Source organism: Luteimonas changyuni (genome assembly GCF_039548395.1).
Lineage (GTDB): Bacteria > Pseudomonadota > Gammaproteobacteria > Xanthomonadales > Xanthomonadaceae > Luteimonas.
Genome location: NZ_JBCLUZ010000016.1, coordinates 63,080 through 79,977, shown reverse-complemented (window position 1 = coordinate 79,977; position 16,898 = coordinate 63,080). Strand labels below are relative to the sequence as shown.

General features: G+C 68.7%; 13 protein-coding genes and 5 tRNA genes. 11 read left to right on the top strand and 7 right to left on the bottom strand.

Translation table 11 applies throughout. The features are described from left to right. Positions 1–142: 142 nt before the first annotated feature. The 3 genes from clpX to tig form a co-directional block, all read right to left on the bottom strand. The gene (gene clpX / locus WCD84_RS08250) at positions 143–1,432 is read right to left on the bottom strand and encodes an ATP-dependent Clp protease ATP-binding subunit ClpX (protein WP_343254916.1); all 1,290 of its coding nucleotides are present in this window, start codon (positions 1,430–1,432) and stop codon (positions 143–145) included. Between the two features lie 128 nt (positions 1,433–1,560). Beyond that, positions 1,561–2,187 carry an ATP-dependent Clp endopeptidase proteolytic subunit ClpP gene (gene clpP, locus WCD84_RS08245; RefSeq protein WP_343281046.1) on the bottom strand — a complete coding sequence of 209 codons (627 nt, stop codon included), beginning with the start codon at positions 2,185–2,187 and terminating at the stop codon, positions 1,561–1,563. Between the two features lie 26 nt (positions 2,188–2,213). Next, positions 2,214–3,515: a trigger factor gene (gene tig, locus WCD84_RS08240; protein WP_343278606.1), complete on the bottom strand. Its 1,302-nt coding sequence runs from the start codon at positions 3,513–3,515 to the stop codon at positions 2,214–2,216. A gap of 201 nt (positions 3,516–3,716) precedes the next feature. On the opposite strand from tig, the gene WCD84_RS08235 reads away from it, so the two are divergent. The 6 genes from WCD84_RS08235 (at position 3,717) to WCD84_RS08210 (ending at position 5,196) form a co-directional block, all read left to right on the top strand. Further along, a tRNA-Pro gene (locus WCD84_RS08235) sits at positions 3,717–3,793 on the top strand. 7 nt (positions 3,794–3,800) lie between these two features. Further along, a tRNA-Arg gene (locus WCD84_RS08230) sits at positions 3,801–3,877 on the top strand. An 87-nt stretch (positions 3,878–3,964) separates the two neighbouring features. Then, positions 3,965–4,041 (top strand) — tRNA-His (locus WCD84_RS08225). Between the two features lie 63 nt (positions 4,042–4,104). Continuing rightward, positions 4,105–4,180: transfer RNA gene (locus tag WCD84_RS08220), tRNA-Lys, on the top strand. A 76-nt stretch (positions 4,181–4,256) separates the two neighbouring features. Continuing rightward, positions 4,257–4,341: transfer RNA gene (locus WCD84_RS08215), tRNA-Leu, on the top strand. A 90-nt stretch (positions 4,342–4,431) separates the two neighbouring features. Then, positions 4,432–5,196, top strand: a complete 765-nt coding sequence (locus WCD84_RS08210; protein ID WP_343254919.1) for a Bax inhibitor-1/YccA family protein — start codon at positions 4,432–4,434, stop codon at positions 5,194–5,196. A gap of 276 nt (positions 5,197–5,472) precedes the next feature. On the opposite strand, the gene WCD84_RS08205 is transcribed toward WCD84_RS08210, so the two are convergent. The 3 genes from WCD84_RS08205 to grxC form a co-directional block, all read right to left on the bottom strand. Continuing rightward, positions 5,473–6,807, bottom strand: coding sequence for a Na+/H+ antiporter NhaC family protein (locus WCD84_RS08205; protein ID WP_343281045.1), 1,335 nt, complete (start codon positions 6,805–6,807; stop codon positions 5,473–5,475). Between the two features lie 151 nt (positions 6,808–6,958). Continuing rightward, entirely contained in the window at positions 6,959–7,972 is a 1,014-nt protein-coding gene (locus WCD84_RS08200) for an isocitrate dehydrogenase (RefSeq protein WP_343281044.1), read from the bottom strand. A 163-nt stretch (positions 7,973–8,135) separates the two neighbouring features. Continuing rightward, on the bottom strand, positions 8,136–8,414 hold the full coding sequence (grxC, locus tag WCD84_RS08195) for a glutaredoxin 3 (protein WP_343281043.1): 279 nt from the start codon (positions 8,412–8,414) through the stop codon (positions 8,136–8,138). 189 nt (positions 8,415–8,603) lie between these two features. Between grxC and WCD84_RS08190 the strand changes: the two genes are divergently transcribed. From WCD84_RS08190 to WCD84_RS08170, 5 genes are all read left to right on the top strand, one after another. Next, positions 8,604–10,178, top strand: coding sequence for a M48 family metalloprotease (locus WCD84_RS08190; RefSeq protein ID WP_343281042.1), 1,575 nt, complete (start codon positions 8,604–8,606; stop codon positions 10,176–10,178). An 87-nt stretch (positions 10,179–10,265) separates the two neighbouring features. Then, positions 10,266–10,955, top strand: coding sequence for a phosphate regulon transcriptional regulator PhoB (phoB, locus tag WCD84_RS08185; protein ID WP_343254924.1), 690 nt, complete (start codon positions 10,266–10,268; stop codon positions 10,953–10,955). A 9-nt stretch (positions 10,956–10,964) separates the two neighbouring features. Then, positions 10,965–12,332 carry a phosphate regulon sensor histidine kinase PhoR gene (phoR, locus tag WCD84_RS08180; RefSeq protein WP_343281041.1) on the top strand — a complete coding sequence of 456 codons (1,368 nt, stop codon included), beginning with the start codon at positions 10,965–10,967 and terminating at the stop codon, positions 12,330–12,332. Then, positions 12,301–14,466, top strand: a complete 2,166-nt coding sequence (gene ppk1, locus WCD84_RS08175) for a polyphosphate kinase 1 (RefSeq protein WP_343281040.1) — start codon at positions 12,301–12,303, stop codon at positions 14,464–14,466. The genes phoR and ppk1 overlap by 32 nt, the downstream gene beginning before the upstream one ends. Further along, a complete protein-coding gene (locus tag WCD84_RS08170; protein WP_343281039.1) occupies positions 14,463–16,016 on the top strand; it encodes a Ppx/GppA phosphatase family protein in 1,554 nt (517 codons plus the stop codon). Before ppk1 ends, WCD84_RS08170 begins: the two co-directional genes overlap by 4 nt. A gap of 177 nt (positions 16,017–16,193) precedes the next feature. Here WCD84_RS08170 and WCD84_RS08165 read toward each other — a convergent pair whose 3' ends face one another. Next, positions 16,194–16,835 (bottom strand): hypothetical protein, encoded by a 642-nt coding sequence (locus tag WCD84_RS08165; RefSeq protein ID WP_343254928.1) that lies wholly within the window; start codon positions 16,833–16,835, stop codon positions 16,194–16,196. Positions 16,836–16,898 lie beyond the last annotated feature (63 nt).

The following is a 16,898-nucleotide window of genomic DNA, read 5'->3' as shown; positions in this document are numbered from 1 at the left end:
GGGGGGTGTGGTTGGTTTGGGGGGGGGTGCGCGTTCTTCTCCCCCCCCCCCCCCCCCCCCGCTCCCGCAAAGGCCTGGACTCGACAAAGGCGGACGCCAGTCCCGGCTGCCGCCACGGGGCGGCCCCACCCGGAGGCCGCGTTCAGTCGCCCGAGGCGGCCTTCGCCGGCGGCGCGGCGGGGGTTTCGTAAATCAGGTAGGGCTCGGACTTGTGTTCGATCACCGATTCGTCCACCACGACCTTGCTCACGTTTTCCTGCGAGGGCAGGTCGTACATCGTGTCCAGAAGCACCGATTCGACGATGGTCCGCAGGCCGCGGGCACCGGTCTTGCGCTTGAGCGCCTTGCGGGCGATGGCCGCCAGCGCATCGGGACGGAACTCCAGTTCGACGCCCTCCATTTCGAACAGTTTCCTGAACTGCTTGGTGATGGCGTTCTTCGGCTCCGACAGGATCCTGACCAGGGCGGCCTCGTCCAGCTCCTCGAGCGTCGCGACCACCGGCAGGCGGCCAACGAACTCGGGGATCAGGCCGAACTTGATCAGGTCCTCGGGCTCGACCGCGGCCAGCACCTTGCCGACTTCGGCCTTGCGCTCGGAGCTCTTGAGCTTGGCGCCGAAGCCGATGCCGCTGGCATCGGTGCTGCGCTGCTGGATGACCTTGTCCAGCCCCGCAAACGCGCCGCCGACGATGAACAGGATGTTGCGGGTATCGACCTGCAGGAATTCCTGCTGCGGATGCTTGCGCCCGCCCTGCGGCGGCACGCTGGCGACCGTGCCTTCGATCAGCTTCAGCAGCGCCTGCTGCACGCCCTCGCCGGACACGTCGCGGGTGATCGACGGGTTCTCGCTCTTGCGCGAGATCTTGTCGATCTCGTCGATGTAGACGATGCCCTGCTGCGCCTTCTCGACGTCGTAGTCGCACTTCTGCAGCAGCTTCTGGATGATGTTCTCGACGTCCTCGCCGACATAGCCGGCCTCGGTCAGCGTCGTGGCATCGGCCATGGTGAACGGCACGTTCAACATGCGCGCAAGGGTCTCGGCCAGCAGCGTCTTGCCGGAACCGGTCGGGCCCACGAGCAGGATGTTCGACTTCGCCAGCTCGACCTCGTCGTTCTTCTGCCGGCTCTCGATGCGCTTGTAATGGTTGTAGACCGCCACCGCGAGCGTCTTCTTCGCCCTCTGCTGGCCGATCACGTACTGGTCGAGAACCTCGAGGATCTCCTTCGGCTTGGGCAGCGAACTGCGCGCGCTCTGGGCCTTTTCCTCGAGTTCCTCGCGGATGATGTCGTTGCACAGCTCGACGCATTCATCGCAGATGAACACGCTCGGGCCCGCGATCAGCTTGCGGACCTCATGCTGGCTCTTCCCGCAGAACGAGCAGTAGAGGATCTTGCTGCTGTCGCCGGAACGGCCTTGTCTATCTTCGGTCATGCGTTCGCCAATCGGTGTTTCGGGGGGTCGGGGTCGAGAATAGCACCCGGGCCCCGGGCCGCAAGCGCGGCGGGGCCCGGGCTGCAATGGCCGGGGCCATCGCGTGGGTCAGTGGCTGGCCTGCCTGTTCAGGCGGGCTGGATGGACTCTTCGGGGCGCCGCTCGAGCACTTCGTCCACAAGGCCGTACTCGCGCGCGGCTTCGGCACTCTTGAAGTTGTCGCGCTCGGTGTCGTGGGCGACGGTCTCGATCGACTGTCCGGTGTGGCGCGCCAGGATGGCGTTCAGGTTCTGCTTCATCGAGAGGATTTCGCGCGCATGGATCTCGATGTCGGTCGCCTGGCCCTGGAAGCCGCCCAGGGGCTGGTGGATCATCACCCGCGAGTTCGGCAGCGCATAGCGCTTGCGCGCCGCGCCGGACGCCAGCAGCAGCGCGCCCATGCTGGCCGCCTGGCCGACGCAGATCGTGCTGACGTCGGGCTTGATGAACTGCATGGTGTCGTAGATCGCCATGCCGGCGGTGACGATGCCGCCGGGCGAGTTGATGTACAGGTTGATGTCCTTCTCGGGGTTCTCGGCCTCGAGGAACAGCATCTGCGCCACGATCACGTTGGCGACGTGGTCGTCGATGCCGCCGACCAGGAAGATCACCCGCTCCTTCAGCAGGCGCGAATAGATGTCGTACGCGCGCTCGCCGCGGCTGGTCTGTTCGACCACCATCGGTACGAGGTTGAGTGCCTTGGTCTGGATGCTCATGAAGTTCCCGTGTCAGGCGGAGGCGCTCACGCCTGCGGCGCGATCGCTTCCTGGAAGGTCAGCTGCGTGTCGGTGTGCTCGGCGCGCTCGGCGATCCAGTCGATCACCTGCTCCTCCATCACCCGGTTCTGCAGTCCACCCATAAGCTGGGGATCGTTGCGGTACAAGTCAATGACCTGCTGCGGCTCCTCGTAGGTCGAGGCGATCAGGCGCAGGCTTTCGTCCAGGCGCTTGCGGTCCAGGATCAGCTGGTGCTTGCGGGCGACCTCGCCCACCAGCAGGCCCACCAGCACGCGCTTGCGCGCGGGCTCCATGAAGTTCTCGTGGGCATTGGCCGGCGGCTCGGAGGGACGGCCCTCGCGGCGGGCCTGATCGGCCACCTGGGCGACCAGCGCACGCGCCTCCCGCTCGATCAGGTTCGGCGGCAGCTCGACGTCGGCATAGGCGGCGACCAGCTGTTCACCGACGGCGCGGCGCAGGCGGTTCATCAGCGCGTGCTTGAGCTCGCGCTCGAGATTGGTGCGGATGTCCAGGCGGAACTGGTCCATCTCGCCACTCTTGACGCCGAAGCTGCGGATGAACGCGGCGTCGGCTTCCGGCAGGACCTCTTCGGAGACCTGCTCGGCGCGCAGGTGGACGCTGGCGGACTTGCCAGCCAGCTGCGGCACCCTCCAGCCCTCGGGGAAGGTCACTTCGATGTCCTTCTCGTCACCGGTGGACATGCCCACCAGCGCCGCTTCGATCTCGGGGAGCATCGCGCCCGAACCGATCACCGACACGCCGCGCTCGACGCCTTCGGCGGGCATGCGCTCGCCGTCGACCTCGGACCAGGTCTCCACGTCGACCGCATCGCCCTGCTTCGCGGGGCGGGTCACGGCGGTCCAACTGCGGCGCTGCTGGCGCAGGTTGCCGATCATGCGGTCGATGTCTTCCTCGGTGACCTCGGCCACCGCGCGATCGACCTTCAGGCCGGAGACGTCGATCTCGCCGAAGTCCGGCACTACTTCGAAGGTGGCCACGTAGGACAGGTCGTTGGCGTCGTCTTCGCGTTCGATGCTGGGCTGGCCGGCGATGCGCAGCGCGTTGTCACGCACGGCGCTGTCGAAACCCTCGCGCAGCAGGCCGTCCAGGACCTCGCTGCGGACCTGCGCGCCGAAGCGCTGCTCGATCACCTTCGCCGGCACCTTGCCGGGGCGGAAACCCTTGATGCGCGCCGTGCGCGCGATCTCGCGCAGGCGGCCACCCACCTGGTCCTGCAGGCGCTCGGCCGGCAGGCTGAAGGTCATCCTGCGCCCGAGGTTGCCGACGGTCTCGACTGAAACTTGCATACCCACTCCTGCCACCGCGACCAGGGCCGCGGGCGTTGATAGTCTGGTTGGCCGATTCGCGGGCTGGCCCGGATCCGGCGACGGAACGGAACATTTTGGCGGAATCCGGGCGCTGCCGCCAGCACCACGCGTTGACACCGCCTGGAGGCCTCCCGACAATGCCCCGGACCAGCCGCGGCGGCACCGGCTGTCCGTATTCGTCGGGGTATAGCGCAGTCTGGTAGCGCGCCTGCTTTGGGAGCAGGATGTCGGGGGTTCGAATCCCTCTACCCCGACCATTCTTCTGCGCCCGTAGCTCAACCGGATAGAGCACCGGCCTTCTAAGCCGGGGGTTGCAGGTTCGAGTCCTGCCGGGCGCGCCAGATCCTTCCGATGCCTGCGACCCGTCGCACTTCACTTCCGACCGCGCTACAATGCGCGGCCCCGCCGGTTCGACGCGGGGCCCGATGGTGGATGTAGCTCAGTTGGTTAGAGCACCGGATTGTGATTCCGGGGGTCGCGGGTTCAAATCCCGTCTTCCACCCCAGCTTTCGCCGATGGCCTGCAGTGTTGATCTGCCGGCCATCGTTTTGCTAAGATTTCCCGCTCGGGGCCGTTAGCTCAGTTGGTAGAGCAGTTGACTCTTAATCAATAGGTCCAAGGTTCGAATCCTTGACGGCCCACCAAGACCCGAAGCGCCCGGCCCCGCCGGGCGTTTTTTGTTTGCGGGGCGCTCCGGCGGAGTGGCCGGCCCAGCACGATGCGAAAGTGGCGGAATTGGTAGACGCCCTGGTTTTAGGTACCAGTGCCGCAAGGCGTGGGGGTTCGAGTCCCCCCTTTCGCACCACCCCGGGCGCCGCGCCGCGCGGGTGCCCTCCCGGCCCGCCCGTGTATCCTTCCGCGCAGGCAAACGCACACTGAACCCCTGGGGGAATCCATGCGCAGCGGCAACCCTGTCCTTTCCGACTCCACCTTCCTCGATCTTGGCAGCGGTACCGTCGTCACCCGCGATGGCGCCGGCACGATGACCATCAACGGCACGGTCAACAAGACCGCGTTCCTGCTGTTGCTGACCGTCCTGACCGCAGCGTTCGCGTGGAGCCAGGCGTTCACGCCGGGCGGCGAGATCGCACCGGGCTTCTCCGTGTACATGTGGGGCGGCCTGATCGGCGGCTTCATCCTGGCCATGGTCACTGTGTTCAAGAAGACATGGGCACCGGTCACCGCGCCGCTGTATGCGCTGGTCGAGGGCTTTTTCCTCGGCGCGATCTCGGCGCTGTACAGCCACATGTACGAAGGCATCGTGATCCAGGCGGTGATGCTGACCTTCGGCACCCTGTTCGCGCTGCTGTTCGCCTACCGCTCCGGGCTCATCAAGGCCACCGAGAACTTCAAGCTCGGCGTGGTCGCGGCCACCGGCGGCATCTTCCTCGTGTACCTGGCGACGATCGTGCTGGGCTTCTTCGGCGTGAACATCCCGATGATCCACGGCAACGGCATCGTCGGCATCGGCTTCAGCCTGGTCGTGATCGTGATCGCCGCGCTGAACCTCGTGCTGGACTTCGACTTCATCGAAACCGGCGCCGAGCAGGGCGCGCCGAAGTACATGGAGTGGTACGGCGCCTTCGGCCTGATGGTCACCCTGGTGTGGTTGTACATCGAGTTCCTGCGCCTGCTGTCGAAGCTGCAGTCGCGCAACTGACGGCCCGCCGGGGCCACAGGGCATGCATCAGCAAGGGCGCCCACTGGGCGCCCTTTTCGCAGGGGCTCCAGGCAAAACGCCGGCAAAAGCAGCCTGGCCACGGCTTTACCCGGATTGCACGCATCAGGCTGATCCTTTGCACGGGCCTGGCGCGGCCTGGCGTGGCCTGAATTGGCGCGCGGGACGCCATCCGCAGGTAAATTCCACAAGCTTGCCCCGGTCCATCCGCGCTGACCCGCGTAAATCCGTGGCAAAAGAGCCCTTGGCACTTCCCTGCTAGGCAGCACCTGGCCCCGGCGCACCCGGCGCAAGCGCCGGTTCGCGCCGCGGCCAGGCCATGAAGCCGATCGCCACCAGGGCCAGGAGCCAGCAGTAGAAGACGTTGCCCGCGAGCGACAGCGGCGACACCGAGGCCAGGCCCGCGGCAAGCAGGATCTGGGCGCCATAGGGCAGCAAGCCCTGGGGCACGCAGGCGAAGACATCAAGAAGGCTGGCAGCGCGGCGGGCGCTGATGCCGTGGCGCCGGGCGATGTCGCGCGCGACCTCACCGCTGACGAGGATCGCCACCGTGTTGTTGGCGGTGAACACGTCAGCCGTCGCCGAGAGCGCGGCGATGCTGAACTCGCCCGTGCGCCGCCCCTGATGGCCGCGCGCGAAGCGGGCGATCGCACGCGCCAGCCAATCCAGGCCGCCGGCGGCCTTCATGAGCGCGCCCACTCCGCCGATCAGCAGCGACAGCAGCAGGATCTCGGTCATGCCCTCGAAGCCGGTCCAGATATCACCGGCGTACTGCACCAGGTCGTAGTCCGGGCCCAGTGCCAGCCCGAACGCGCCGGCCAGCGCAAGACCGATACCGAGCACCAGGATCACGTCCAGGCCGCTGAGCGCCAGGGCCAGCACCAGCACATAGGGCAGCACCAGCCAGGCCGACGCCGGCTGTTCGGTGGTCACCGGCGCCGGATCGCCGAGGAAGGCGAGCAGCGCCATGGTCACCAGTGCCGCCGGCAGCGCGATCCTGAAGTTCTCGCGGAACTTGTCGCGCATCTCCGCGCCCTGGCTGCGGGTGGCGGCGATGGTGGTGTCCGAGATCACCGACAGGTTGTCGCCGAACATCGCGCCGCCGATCACCGCGCCCACGACCAGCGCGCGATCCAGGCCCGACGCGTCCGCCACGCCGAGCGCTATCGGCACCACGGCCGCGATCGTGCCCATCGACGTGCCGATGGCCAGGGAGATCAGGGCCGCGACCACGAACAGCCCGGGCAGCAGCAGCGCCGACGGCACCGCGCCGACGCCCAGGGCAACCACCGCATCGACCGCCCCGATCGCCTGCGAAACGTAGGCAAAGGCGCCTGCGAGCAGGAAGATCAGGCACATGGTCATGATGTTCGGGTCGCCCATGCCGCGCAGCAGCACCTCGCCCGCCTTCACCCCGCGGCGGTGGGCGATCCAGGCGGCCAGTGCGAGCGCCGGGAGGATCGCGACCGGGGCCCGCAGCTGGTAGAAGCCCATGGCTTCGCCCTGCAGCGTGAAATAAAGCCCGGATCCGAAGAACAGCGTCAGGAACAGCAGCAGCGGGGTCAGCGCCAGGGCGCTGGGACGGGTATCCATCGCTTTATCCGGATAAAGGGATTTGCGATTGTGGGGCGCGCGCCCGGCGCTGTCGAGGCGGCCACCGGGACAGCGGTGTTCCAGAAACGAAACGGGCGCCGAAGCGCCCGTCTGCGTTGCCATCCGTCCCGCCCCGCGGCAGGAGCTTGCCTCAGGCCGCGGCGCGAGCGGCGATCGCCCGGGCGAAGCCCATGGTGGTGCCGGTGCCACCCAGGTCGGGGGTGAGCGAGTCCTTGGCTTCCAGCGTCGCCACGATCGCCGCGCGCAGCCTGCCGGCCTGCTCGACCATGCCGATGTGCTCGAGCATCTGCACCGCGCCCAGCAGCAGCGCGCAGGGGTTGGCGACGCCCTCGCCGGCGATGTCCGGCGCCGAGCCGTGCACGGCCTCGAAAATCGCCGCGTCCTTGCCGATGTTCGCGCCCGGGATCAGGCCCAGGCCACCGATCAGGCCGGCGCAGAGGTCGGAGATGATGTCGCCGAACAGGTTGGTGGTCACGATGACGTCGAACTGCTCCGGGCGCATCACCAGCTGCATGCAGGTGTTGTCGACGATCATCTCGTTGCACTCGATGTCCGGATACTCCCTGGCCACGTCGCGCGCGGCGTTGAGGAAGATGCCCGAGGTCGACTTCAGGATGTTGGCCTTGTGCACCACTGTGACCTTCTTGCGGCCGACGCGCCGCGCAAGCTCGAAGGCATAGCGCACGATGCGCTCCGAACCCTTGCGGGTGTTGCGGGTGACCGACACCGCCCAGCTGCCGTCGGGCGCGGTTTCCTGGCCTTCGGCGCTGTAGGCGCCCTCGGTGTTCTCGCGCACGGTGATGATGTCCACGCCCTCGCTGAAGCGCGAGCGGGTGTTCGGGAACGAGGTCGCCGGACGCACGTTCGCGTACAGGTCGAAATGGCGGCGCAGCTGGACGTTGATCGACGAGAAACCGTCGCCGACCGGCGTGGTCAGGGGGCTCTTGAGCGCGACCCTGTTGCGGCTGATCGAGTCCAGCGTGGCCTGCGGAAGCAGCTCGCCGTGCTTCTCGAGCGCCACCAGGCCGGCGTCGGCTTCTTCATACGCAAGGTCGAGGCCCATGGCGTCGAGCACGTGCAGGGTGGCGTCCATGATCTCCGGGCCGATGCCATCGCCGCGGATGACCGTGATTGTCTGGGTCATTGTGTGGGGGTCCATGCAGGGGGACGCCGCGCGCGTGCGCAGGCGGCCGGGGGGAGCGAAATGCAGTTCCCGATTATGCCGCAAGCCGCCCGACGCTGCCCGCGGCGGCCGCTGAACGCAGTGATGCCCGCGTGCCGGCTCCCGGGGGCCAGCCGTCCCGGCCCTAGGCGCCCTTGCCCGTCACCAGGGGCTCGAAGCCACCAGACCGGTGCAGGGCCATCATGTCGTCATAGCCGCCGACGTGGGCGTCGCCGACGAAGATCTGCGGCACCGATGTCCGGCCGGCGCGTGACACCATCCGCTCACGCTCGGCGGGGTCGAGGTCGATCCGCACCTCGGTCCATTCCAGGCCCTTGCTGCGCAGGAAGTTCTTGGCGGCCACGCAGTAGGCGCACACCGCGCTGGTGTAGAGGGTGATTTCGGTGGAAGCGTTTTCGTTCAAGATGATCTCCGGAAGCTCGTGGCGCCGCAGCGGTCGATCGCCATTTTCGCCGATCCTGCACGTCGCGTCGTGCACGCGCCGCAACGACCCGCGACGACGGCGTGGATTAACGAGGTGTTCACGCCTGCCGTCCGCGTCGCCCCCATCCTGTCAGCCACTCCGCCCCGGTCCCCGCCCATCCGATCCCGCATGCGCCTGCTTCCCGCCACCATCGCCCTCGTCCTCGCAGTGGCTGCCTCCGCGGCACCCGCGCAGCAGCGGCTGCCCGACATCGGTTCGTCCGCGGACACCATGCTCGGGCCCGCCCAGCAGCGCGAGTACGGGCAGATGCTGCTGGCCCAGCTGCGCCACTACGACTACATCCTCGATGACCCATTGATCGATTCGTGGCTGCGCCACATGGGCAACCGGCTGGCCGAGGCCAGCGACCAGCCCGAGCAGCCGTTCACTTTCTTCATGATCAAGGATCGTTCGGTCAATGCGTTCGCCACCCTGGGCGGGTACATCGGCACCAACGCCGGCCTGGTCCTGATCGCCGACAGCGAGGACGAGGTCGCCGGCGTGCTCGCCCACGAAGTCGCGCACGTGACCCAGGCCCATGTCCTGCGCGGGGCCGAGCGCGCCCAGCGCGACAGCATTCCGATCCTGCTGGCGATGCTGGGGGCAATGGCCGTGGCGTCCCAGACCAGCAGCGACTCGGCGGGAAACGCCGCGGTCGCGGCGGTTGCCGGTGCCCAGGGCCTGCTGCTCCAGCGCCGGATCGACTACACGCGCTCCAACGAGTCCGAAGCCGACCGCGTGGGCATGCGCACGCTTGCCCGCAGCGGCTACGACACGACTGCAATGGCAAGAATGTTCGAACACATGCAGGCGCTGTCACGCACCAACCAGGGCGGCGAGCGCGAGCGCATGCCGGATTACCTCCGCACCCACCCCGTCACCACCGTCCGGATCAGCGAGGCCCGGCAGTTGGCCGAGCAGCACGCCGACCAGCACAAAGGCAATTTTTCAACCGTCGGCCTCGCCGGCAACAATCCGCTGCTGCCGCCGCTGTTGCGCCCGGGCGCACCCGGCGCCGCCAGTGGCAACCAGTTCGGCTGGGCCCGCGAGCGCCTGCGTGCGCTGAGCGCGGAGACTCCGGCACGCGCCATCGCCGAGTACGGCCGGCTTTCGCGCAGCGGCGAGCTCACCGAACCCCAGCGCTACGGATTGGCCGTGGCGCAGCTGCTGGCGGGCCAAGGGGCCGAAGCCGCACGCGGCTTCGAAGCGCTGCTGGCCTCGAATCCCGGCGACACCTGGCTGCTGTTGGGCCTGGCACGGGCCGAGTCCCGCCAGGGCCTGCACGCCGCCGCCGATGCCCGCTACGAAGACCTGGTGCGGCGCATGCCGCGCAACCGCGCGGTGGTGCTGGGCTATGCCGAGACCCTGGTCGAGCGCAACAACGCCGAGTCCGGACGTCGTGCACAGGACATCCTGCGGCCGCTGATGGCCGCCTCCGGCGAAGATCCCGTCTTCCACCACATCTTCGCCCGTGCCAGCGACAGCGCCGGCGACCCGATCCGCGCCGGCGAGGCCTGGGCGGAACACGCCTTCCTCAACGGCCGCGCCGAGCAGGCCCTGCTCCAGCTCAACACCCTGCGCAAGCGCGACGACCTCGACTATTACGCACGCGCCCGGATCGATGCGCGCATCGCTGCGATCACGCCGACCGTGCTTGAGCTGCGCCGCCAGGGCATCCGTGACCCCGACCTGCACCGCCGCTGAGACGTGCGTCAGCGCGCGGCGCTGTCACCAAACAGTCACCAAACCGTCGTCTAATGGCCGTCATGACCAGAAGCGAGCGGTAGCAGCGTGCAGAAGCGCATCCTGATCGTCGACGATGAACCCGCCATCCGCGACATGGTGGCTTTCGCCGTGCGCAAGGGCGACTACGAGCCGGTCCACGCGGGCGATGCCCAGCAGGCGCAGGAGGCAATCGCCGACCGCGTGCCCGACCTGATCCTGCTGGACTGGATGCTGCCCGGCACCAGCGGCATCGAACTCGCACGGCGCTGGCGCCGCGAAGCGCTGACCCGCGAGATCCCGATCATCATGCTGACCGCCCGCGGCGAGGAAAACGACCGCGTCGGCGGCCTCGAGGCCGGAGTCGACGACTACGTGGTCAAGCCCTTCTCGTCGCGCGAGCTCCTGGCCCGCATCCGCGCGGTCATGCGCCGCTCCCGCGAGGACGACGAGGACGGCAGCGTGGTCGTTGGCGGCCTGCGCATCGACGGCGCCGCGCACCGGGTGTTCGCGGGCGAGGAACCGGTGTCGATCGGACCCACCGAATACCGCCTGCTGCATTTCTTCATGACCCATCCCGACCGGGTGTACTCGCGTTCGCAGCTGCTGGACCACGTCTGGGGCGGCAGCGTATACGTCGAGGAACGCACGGTCGACGTGCATATCCGCCGCCTGCGCAAGACCCTGGAGCCCTTCGCGCTCGACGGCATGGTGCAGACGGTGCGGGGCGCGGGTTACCGATTCTCCGCCTCGGTCTAGACTGGCGGCATGCCGCAGACCCTCAAGACTTCGTGGCAGCGGACCCTGGCGACGCTGGCAGGGGTCCTGGTTGCCGCCCTGCTGATCGGACTGGCGGTGGGCCAGCCGTGGCCCGCCGTGGCGCTGGCTGCGCTCGCGCTGCTGGCCGCGCACCTGTTGCGCCTGCACCGGATCATGGGCCACCTGGACGCACGCATGCGCCTGCCGCCCCCCAGCGCGCGCGGGGGTGCCTGGTCGGCCGTGGAACGGCTGCTGCATCGCGCCCGCCATGAGGTCCGCGCCCGCGAGCGCCGGCTGGTGGAGATGATGCGCGCCTATCGCGCGGTCGCCACCGCCCTGCCCGATGCGCTGGTGGTCGTCGACCGCAATACCCAGCGGGTGATCTGGTGCAACGCCGCCTCCGGCAGGCTGCTGGGCCTGGGCTACCCGCAGGACCGCGGCGCCAGCCTCTGCGAACGGCTGCAGCCGCTGCCGATCGCGCACTGGCTGAGCGCCGGCCGCCACGCCGAGCCGATCGTCGACGCCGCGTCGCCCGCGGATCCGGCAATCCGCATCAGCCTGCGCCTGATCCCCTATTCCGATGCGCTGTGGCTGCTGGTCGCCCGCGACGTCGGCAAGCTGATGCGCCTGGAGAAGATGCGCCGCGACTTCGTGGCCAACGTCTCCCACGAGCTGCGCACGCCGCTGACGGTGATCCACGGCTACCTGGACATGCTGGATCCGGCCGAGGCCACCGAAACCGCCGACTGGGAGCCGATCATCGGCGAGATGCGGCGCCAGTCGCAGCGCATGACCCAGCTGGTGGAAGACCTGCTGATGCTGTCCAGGCTGGAGGCACAGGAGACCACCGATGACGACGAAGTCGCGATGGCGCCGATGCTCGCCACCCTGCACCGCGAGGCGGAAGCGATCAGCCAGGGCCGCCACCAGGTCAACGTCGACGACTTCGCCGGCGTCGATCTGCGCGGCTCCACGCGCCAGCTGCACAGCGCGTTCTCCAACCTCGTCGCCAACGCGGTGCGCTACACGCCCAGCGGCGGCACGATATCGGTCCGCCTGCAGCCCGCCACGCACGGCGGCGTTTCGCTGTCCGTGGAGGACAGCGGCTACGGCATCCCCGAGGCACACCTGCCGCGCCTGACCGAGCGCTTCTACCGCGTTTCCAGCAGCCGCACCCGCGAAACCGGCGGCACCGGTCTGGGCCTGGCGATCGTCAAGCACGTGCTGCAGCTCCACCAGGCGGGGCTGGAGATCAGCAGCGAAGTCGGGCGCGGCAGCACCTTCTCCTGCCATTTCGGCGCCGAGCGCGTCCTGGCGCGAACGCCGGACCACCATGAAGAACCCCATGACCAGACCAGCACCGGCCAACCCGCCTGACGCCCGCGCCGCGCGCACCCTTGCCGCGCACGCGCAGGCAGCCACGGCCAGGGCAAATGCCGCGGCCGCGGATCCCGCCGCGGATTCACTCCGCGACCCCTCGCTGTACCTCAACCGCGAGCTGTCGCAGCTCGACTTCAACTTCCGCGTGCTCGCGCAGGCGCAGGACGCCACCATGCCGCTGCTCGAGCGGCTGCGCTTCCTGTGCATTTCCTGCACCAACCTCGACGAGTTCTTCGAGATCCGCGCGGCCACCGTGCGCCACGCGCAGGATTTCGACGTGCCGCTGCCGGCCGACGGGCTTTCACCCGGCACCGTGCTGCGCAGGATCCACGAACGCACCGCCGAACTGGTGGCCGCACAGTACGCGTGCTGGAACGACGTGCTACGCCCGGCGCTCGCCGATGCCGGCGTACGCGTGCTCGCTCGCGAAACCTGGAACATGCGCCAGCGCCGCTGGCTGCGCGCGTATTTCCGCGAGGAAATCCTGCCCGTCCTGTCGCCGCTGGGCCTGGACCCGTCGCACCCCTTCCCGAAGATCCTCAACAAGTCGCTCAACCTGGTGGTGGTGCTCAAGGGCAAGGACGCGTTCGGCCGCAGCGGGCACCTCGCCATCGTCCGCGCACCGCGTTCGCTGGCGCGGATCATCCGCCTGCCGCCGCGCGTGTCCGGCGGCGACCATGACTTCGTGTTCCTCTCGGCGATGCTGTCGGAATTCGTCGAAGACCTGTTCCCGGGCATGAAGGTCCAGGGCGCGTACCAGTTCCGGGTCACCCGCAATTCCGAACTGATCCTCGACGAGGACGAAGTCGAGAACCTGGCGCTGGCGCTGCGCGACGAACTGCTGGGGCGCGGCTACCTGCGCGCGATGCGGCTGGAGATCGCCGCCGACTGCCCGGCGACGATCGTCCAGGACCTGCTGCGGAACTTCGACCTGCCCGACAACGCCGTCTATCGCATCAACGGGCCGGTGAACCTCAACCGGGTGATCCACGTCTACAACGACGTCGATCGCCCCGAGCTCAAGTTCCCGCCCTTCCAGCCACGCCACCTCCCCGGCGGCGACGCGATGTTCGAACGCATCGCCGAGGGCGACATTCTGCTCCACCATCCCTTCGACGCCTTCAGCCCGGTGCTCGAGCTGCTCAAGCAGGCGGCAACCGATCCCGGCGTGCTGGCGATCAAGCAGACGCTGTACCGCACCGGGCGCGACTCGCCGATCGTCGAGCACCTGGTGCAGGCCGCGCGCAACGGCAAGGACGTGACCGTGGTGGTCGAGCTGCGCGCGCGCTTCGACGAAGAAGCCAACCTCGGCCTTGCCGACCGGCTTCAGGATGCCGGCGTGCAGGTCGTCTATGGCGTGGTCGGCTACAAGACCCACGCCAAAATGCTTCTGGTGGTGCGACGCGAGGGCCGCCGCCTGCGCCGCTACGTGCACATGGGCACCGGCAACTACCACAGCGGAACCGCGCGCGCGTACACCGACATCGGCCTGCTGACCGCCGATGTCGATATCGGCAGCGACGTGCACCAGATCTTCCAGCAGATCTCGGGGCTGGCGCCGGCAATCCAGCTCAAGCGCCTGCTGCAATCGCCGTTCACCCTGCACGCGGCGGTGCTGGCCTCGATCAGGCGCGAGGCCAGGTTCGCCGCCGCCGGCCGCCCGGCGCGGATCGTCGCCAAGATGAACGCACTCAACGAGCCGCAGGTGGTGCGCGCCCTGTACGCCGCCTCGCAGGCGGGGGTGCAGATCGACCTCATCGTGCGCGGTGCCTGCACCCTGCGCCCGGGCGTGCCCGGCGTCTCCGACAACATCCGCGTGCGCTCCATCGTCGGCCGCTTCCTGGAGCACAGCCGCGTGTACTGGTTCGGCAACGATGGCGCGCCGGAAACCTGGTGCGCCAGCGCCGACTGGCTGGAGCGAAACCTGCTGCGCAGGGTCGAGACCTGCTTCCCTATCCTGGATCCGGTGGTCGCCGCGCGCGTTCGCCGCGAGACGCTCGAAACCTATCTAGCCGACAACACCAACGCCTGGGAGCTGCAGCCGGACGGCACTTATCGCGAACTCGCGCCCGCCGAGGGCGAAGCCGCGCATTCCGCCCAGGCGTCGCTGCTTGCGGACATCTGCGGATGAGCCCGGTGACGGCGCCTCCGGCTTCGCAGAGCCAGCCGCTGGTCGACGGCGACATGCTCGCCGCAATCGACTTGGGCTCCAACAGCTACCACATGGTCGTGGCCCGCTACACGCTGGGCCAGCTGCGCATCGTCGACCGCCTGCGCGAAACCGTGCGCATGGCCGAAGGCCTGGACGCCCGCGGCGGCCTCGTCACCGAGGTCCGCCAGCGTGCACTGCAGTGCCTGGCGCGCTTCGGCCAGCGCATCCGCGACATCCCGCCGCATCGCGTGCGCGCGGTCGCCACCAACAGCGTGCGCAGGCTGGCCGCGCCGCAGGCCTTCCTGATGCCCGCTGAAACCGCACTCGGCCACGCCATCGAGGTCGTGGCCGGACGCGAGGAGGCGCGCCTGGTGTACCTGGGGGTCGCGCACGCGCAGCCGCCCAAGGCGGGGCACCGCCGCTTGGTGATCGACATCGGCGGCGGCTCGACGGAGTGCATCATCGGCCGCGGCTTTGAATCGCTGGAGCGCGAAAGCATGCAGCTTGGCGCGGTGGCCAGCACGATGCGCTACTTCGGCAGCGGCCGGCTGTCGCGGCGGAAGTGGCGCGATGCGCTGATCGAAGCCTCGGTGGAGTTCCAGCAGTTCGCGGCCACCTACCGCAGCCTCGGTTGGCAGGAGGCCATCGGTGCGTCGGGCACCAACAAGGCCATCGGCGATATCTGCGCGGCGATGAAGCTCACCAAGGGCGCGGTCACCGCCGCCGCGCTGCCCGTGGTCCGTGACCAACTGCTGCGCGCCGGCCATATCGATGACATCAAGCTCCCCGGACTGTCCGCCGACCGCCGGCCGATCATCGCCGGCGGACTGCTGGTGCTCGAGGCGGCCTTCGGCAGCCTGGACCTTGAGCGGATGGCAGTGAGCAAGGCCGCACTGCGCGAAGGCGTGCTCTACGACATGCTCGGCCGTGCCGGCGACCAGGACCCGCGCGACGCTTCGGTCGATGCACTGGTGCAGCGCTATGGCATGGACCGCGCGCAGGCGCTCCGGGTCGAAGCCACCGCGGGCAGGCTGTTCGACCAGGTCGCGACCGCGTGGGCACTCACGCCCGACGACCGGGTCATGCTGTCCTGGGCGGCGCAGCTGCACGAACTGGGACTGACCATCGCGCACAGCCACTACCAGGTGCACGGCGCCTACATCCTGGCGCAGTCCGACATCGCCGGATTCTCGCGCCAGGAGCAGCAGTTCCTCGCGGCCCTGGTGCGCGCGCACCGGCGCAAGGTGCCGAAGGCCGTGTTCGAAGCCGTGCCCGACCGCCTGCTGCCGGCTGCGCGCAGGCTGTCGGCCCTGCTCCGGCTCGCGGTGCTCCTGCACCGCGGCCATGAGAGCCCGGACATCCCGGGGCTGGACGCCGCGGCCCGCGACGACGCGCTGGAACTGCAGCTGCCCGCGCGCTACCTCGAAGAGCGGCCGTTGCTGCAGGCCGACCTTGCGGGCGAGCCTGCGGAAACCGCCGCCCTGGGCATCGCGCTCCGCTTCAGCCAGCGCGCGACCGGGACGGTATGACCACCGGCCCGGGCGTCAGGGCGCGCCGACCTCTTTCTGAAGACCGCACGCTCGTCGGATCCGTCGAATCCGATCCCGCCGCCGTACCGTGCGAGATGAATGAGCAGGTGACGAAAGGCGGGCAGAGCAACCTGGCACGCACCGGCCGCGTGGGAGACGAGCTGGCGGGCAATCCGCTCAGCCCTTCGCGCGCTCAGAATAGATGCGCACTTCGGTCTTGCCACCGGGCTTGGGCACGAACACCATCTGCGTCTGCGACAGCACGTTGCCACCGGCTGCGGTGATGTAGAACAGGCCCCAGTCCTGCGCGTCGCCCATTTTGTCGAAGCTGCCCACGATGCGGCAGCTCGACTGCTTGCAGGCGATGTCGACGTTGCTCGGGCGCAGCCCGGTGCCGGCCATGGTTTCGCCCGAGATGGTCTCGACCAGGATGTTCTCGGTCGCGGGGCCGGTGACGGGGTCGGCGACATCGCTGGCGAAACCGGCTTCAAGCGCCTTCAGCTGCCGGTCGCGGGCCGCGGCGATCTCTTCCGGCGTTTGCGGCTCCCCTGCTCCAAACCTGGAGTCACCGTCGCCTGCAATGCCATCGATGCCATCGACAGGCTGGGCCCGGCTGCCTGCCGGCGCGCGGCGCGCAGGCGGTGACGGCGTGTTTTCCAGTGCGTCCAGGCGTTCGGTCAGCTGCGCCAGGGTCGCGTCCGCGTCCGCCTTGTCCGGACGGTCCCAGACCAGGCTTGCCACCAGCGCGACCACGGCGATGGCGGCGATGGTCCATGGCAGGCGCTCTTTGAAACCGTTGCGGGTGTGATCGGCACTCATCTCTGTTGCGGCTCCGTGATGTCCTCGACTCACTGTAAACGCTAAACGGCGGCGTTTCCCGAC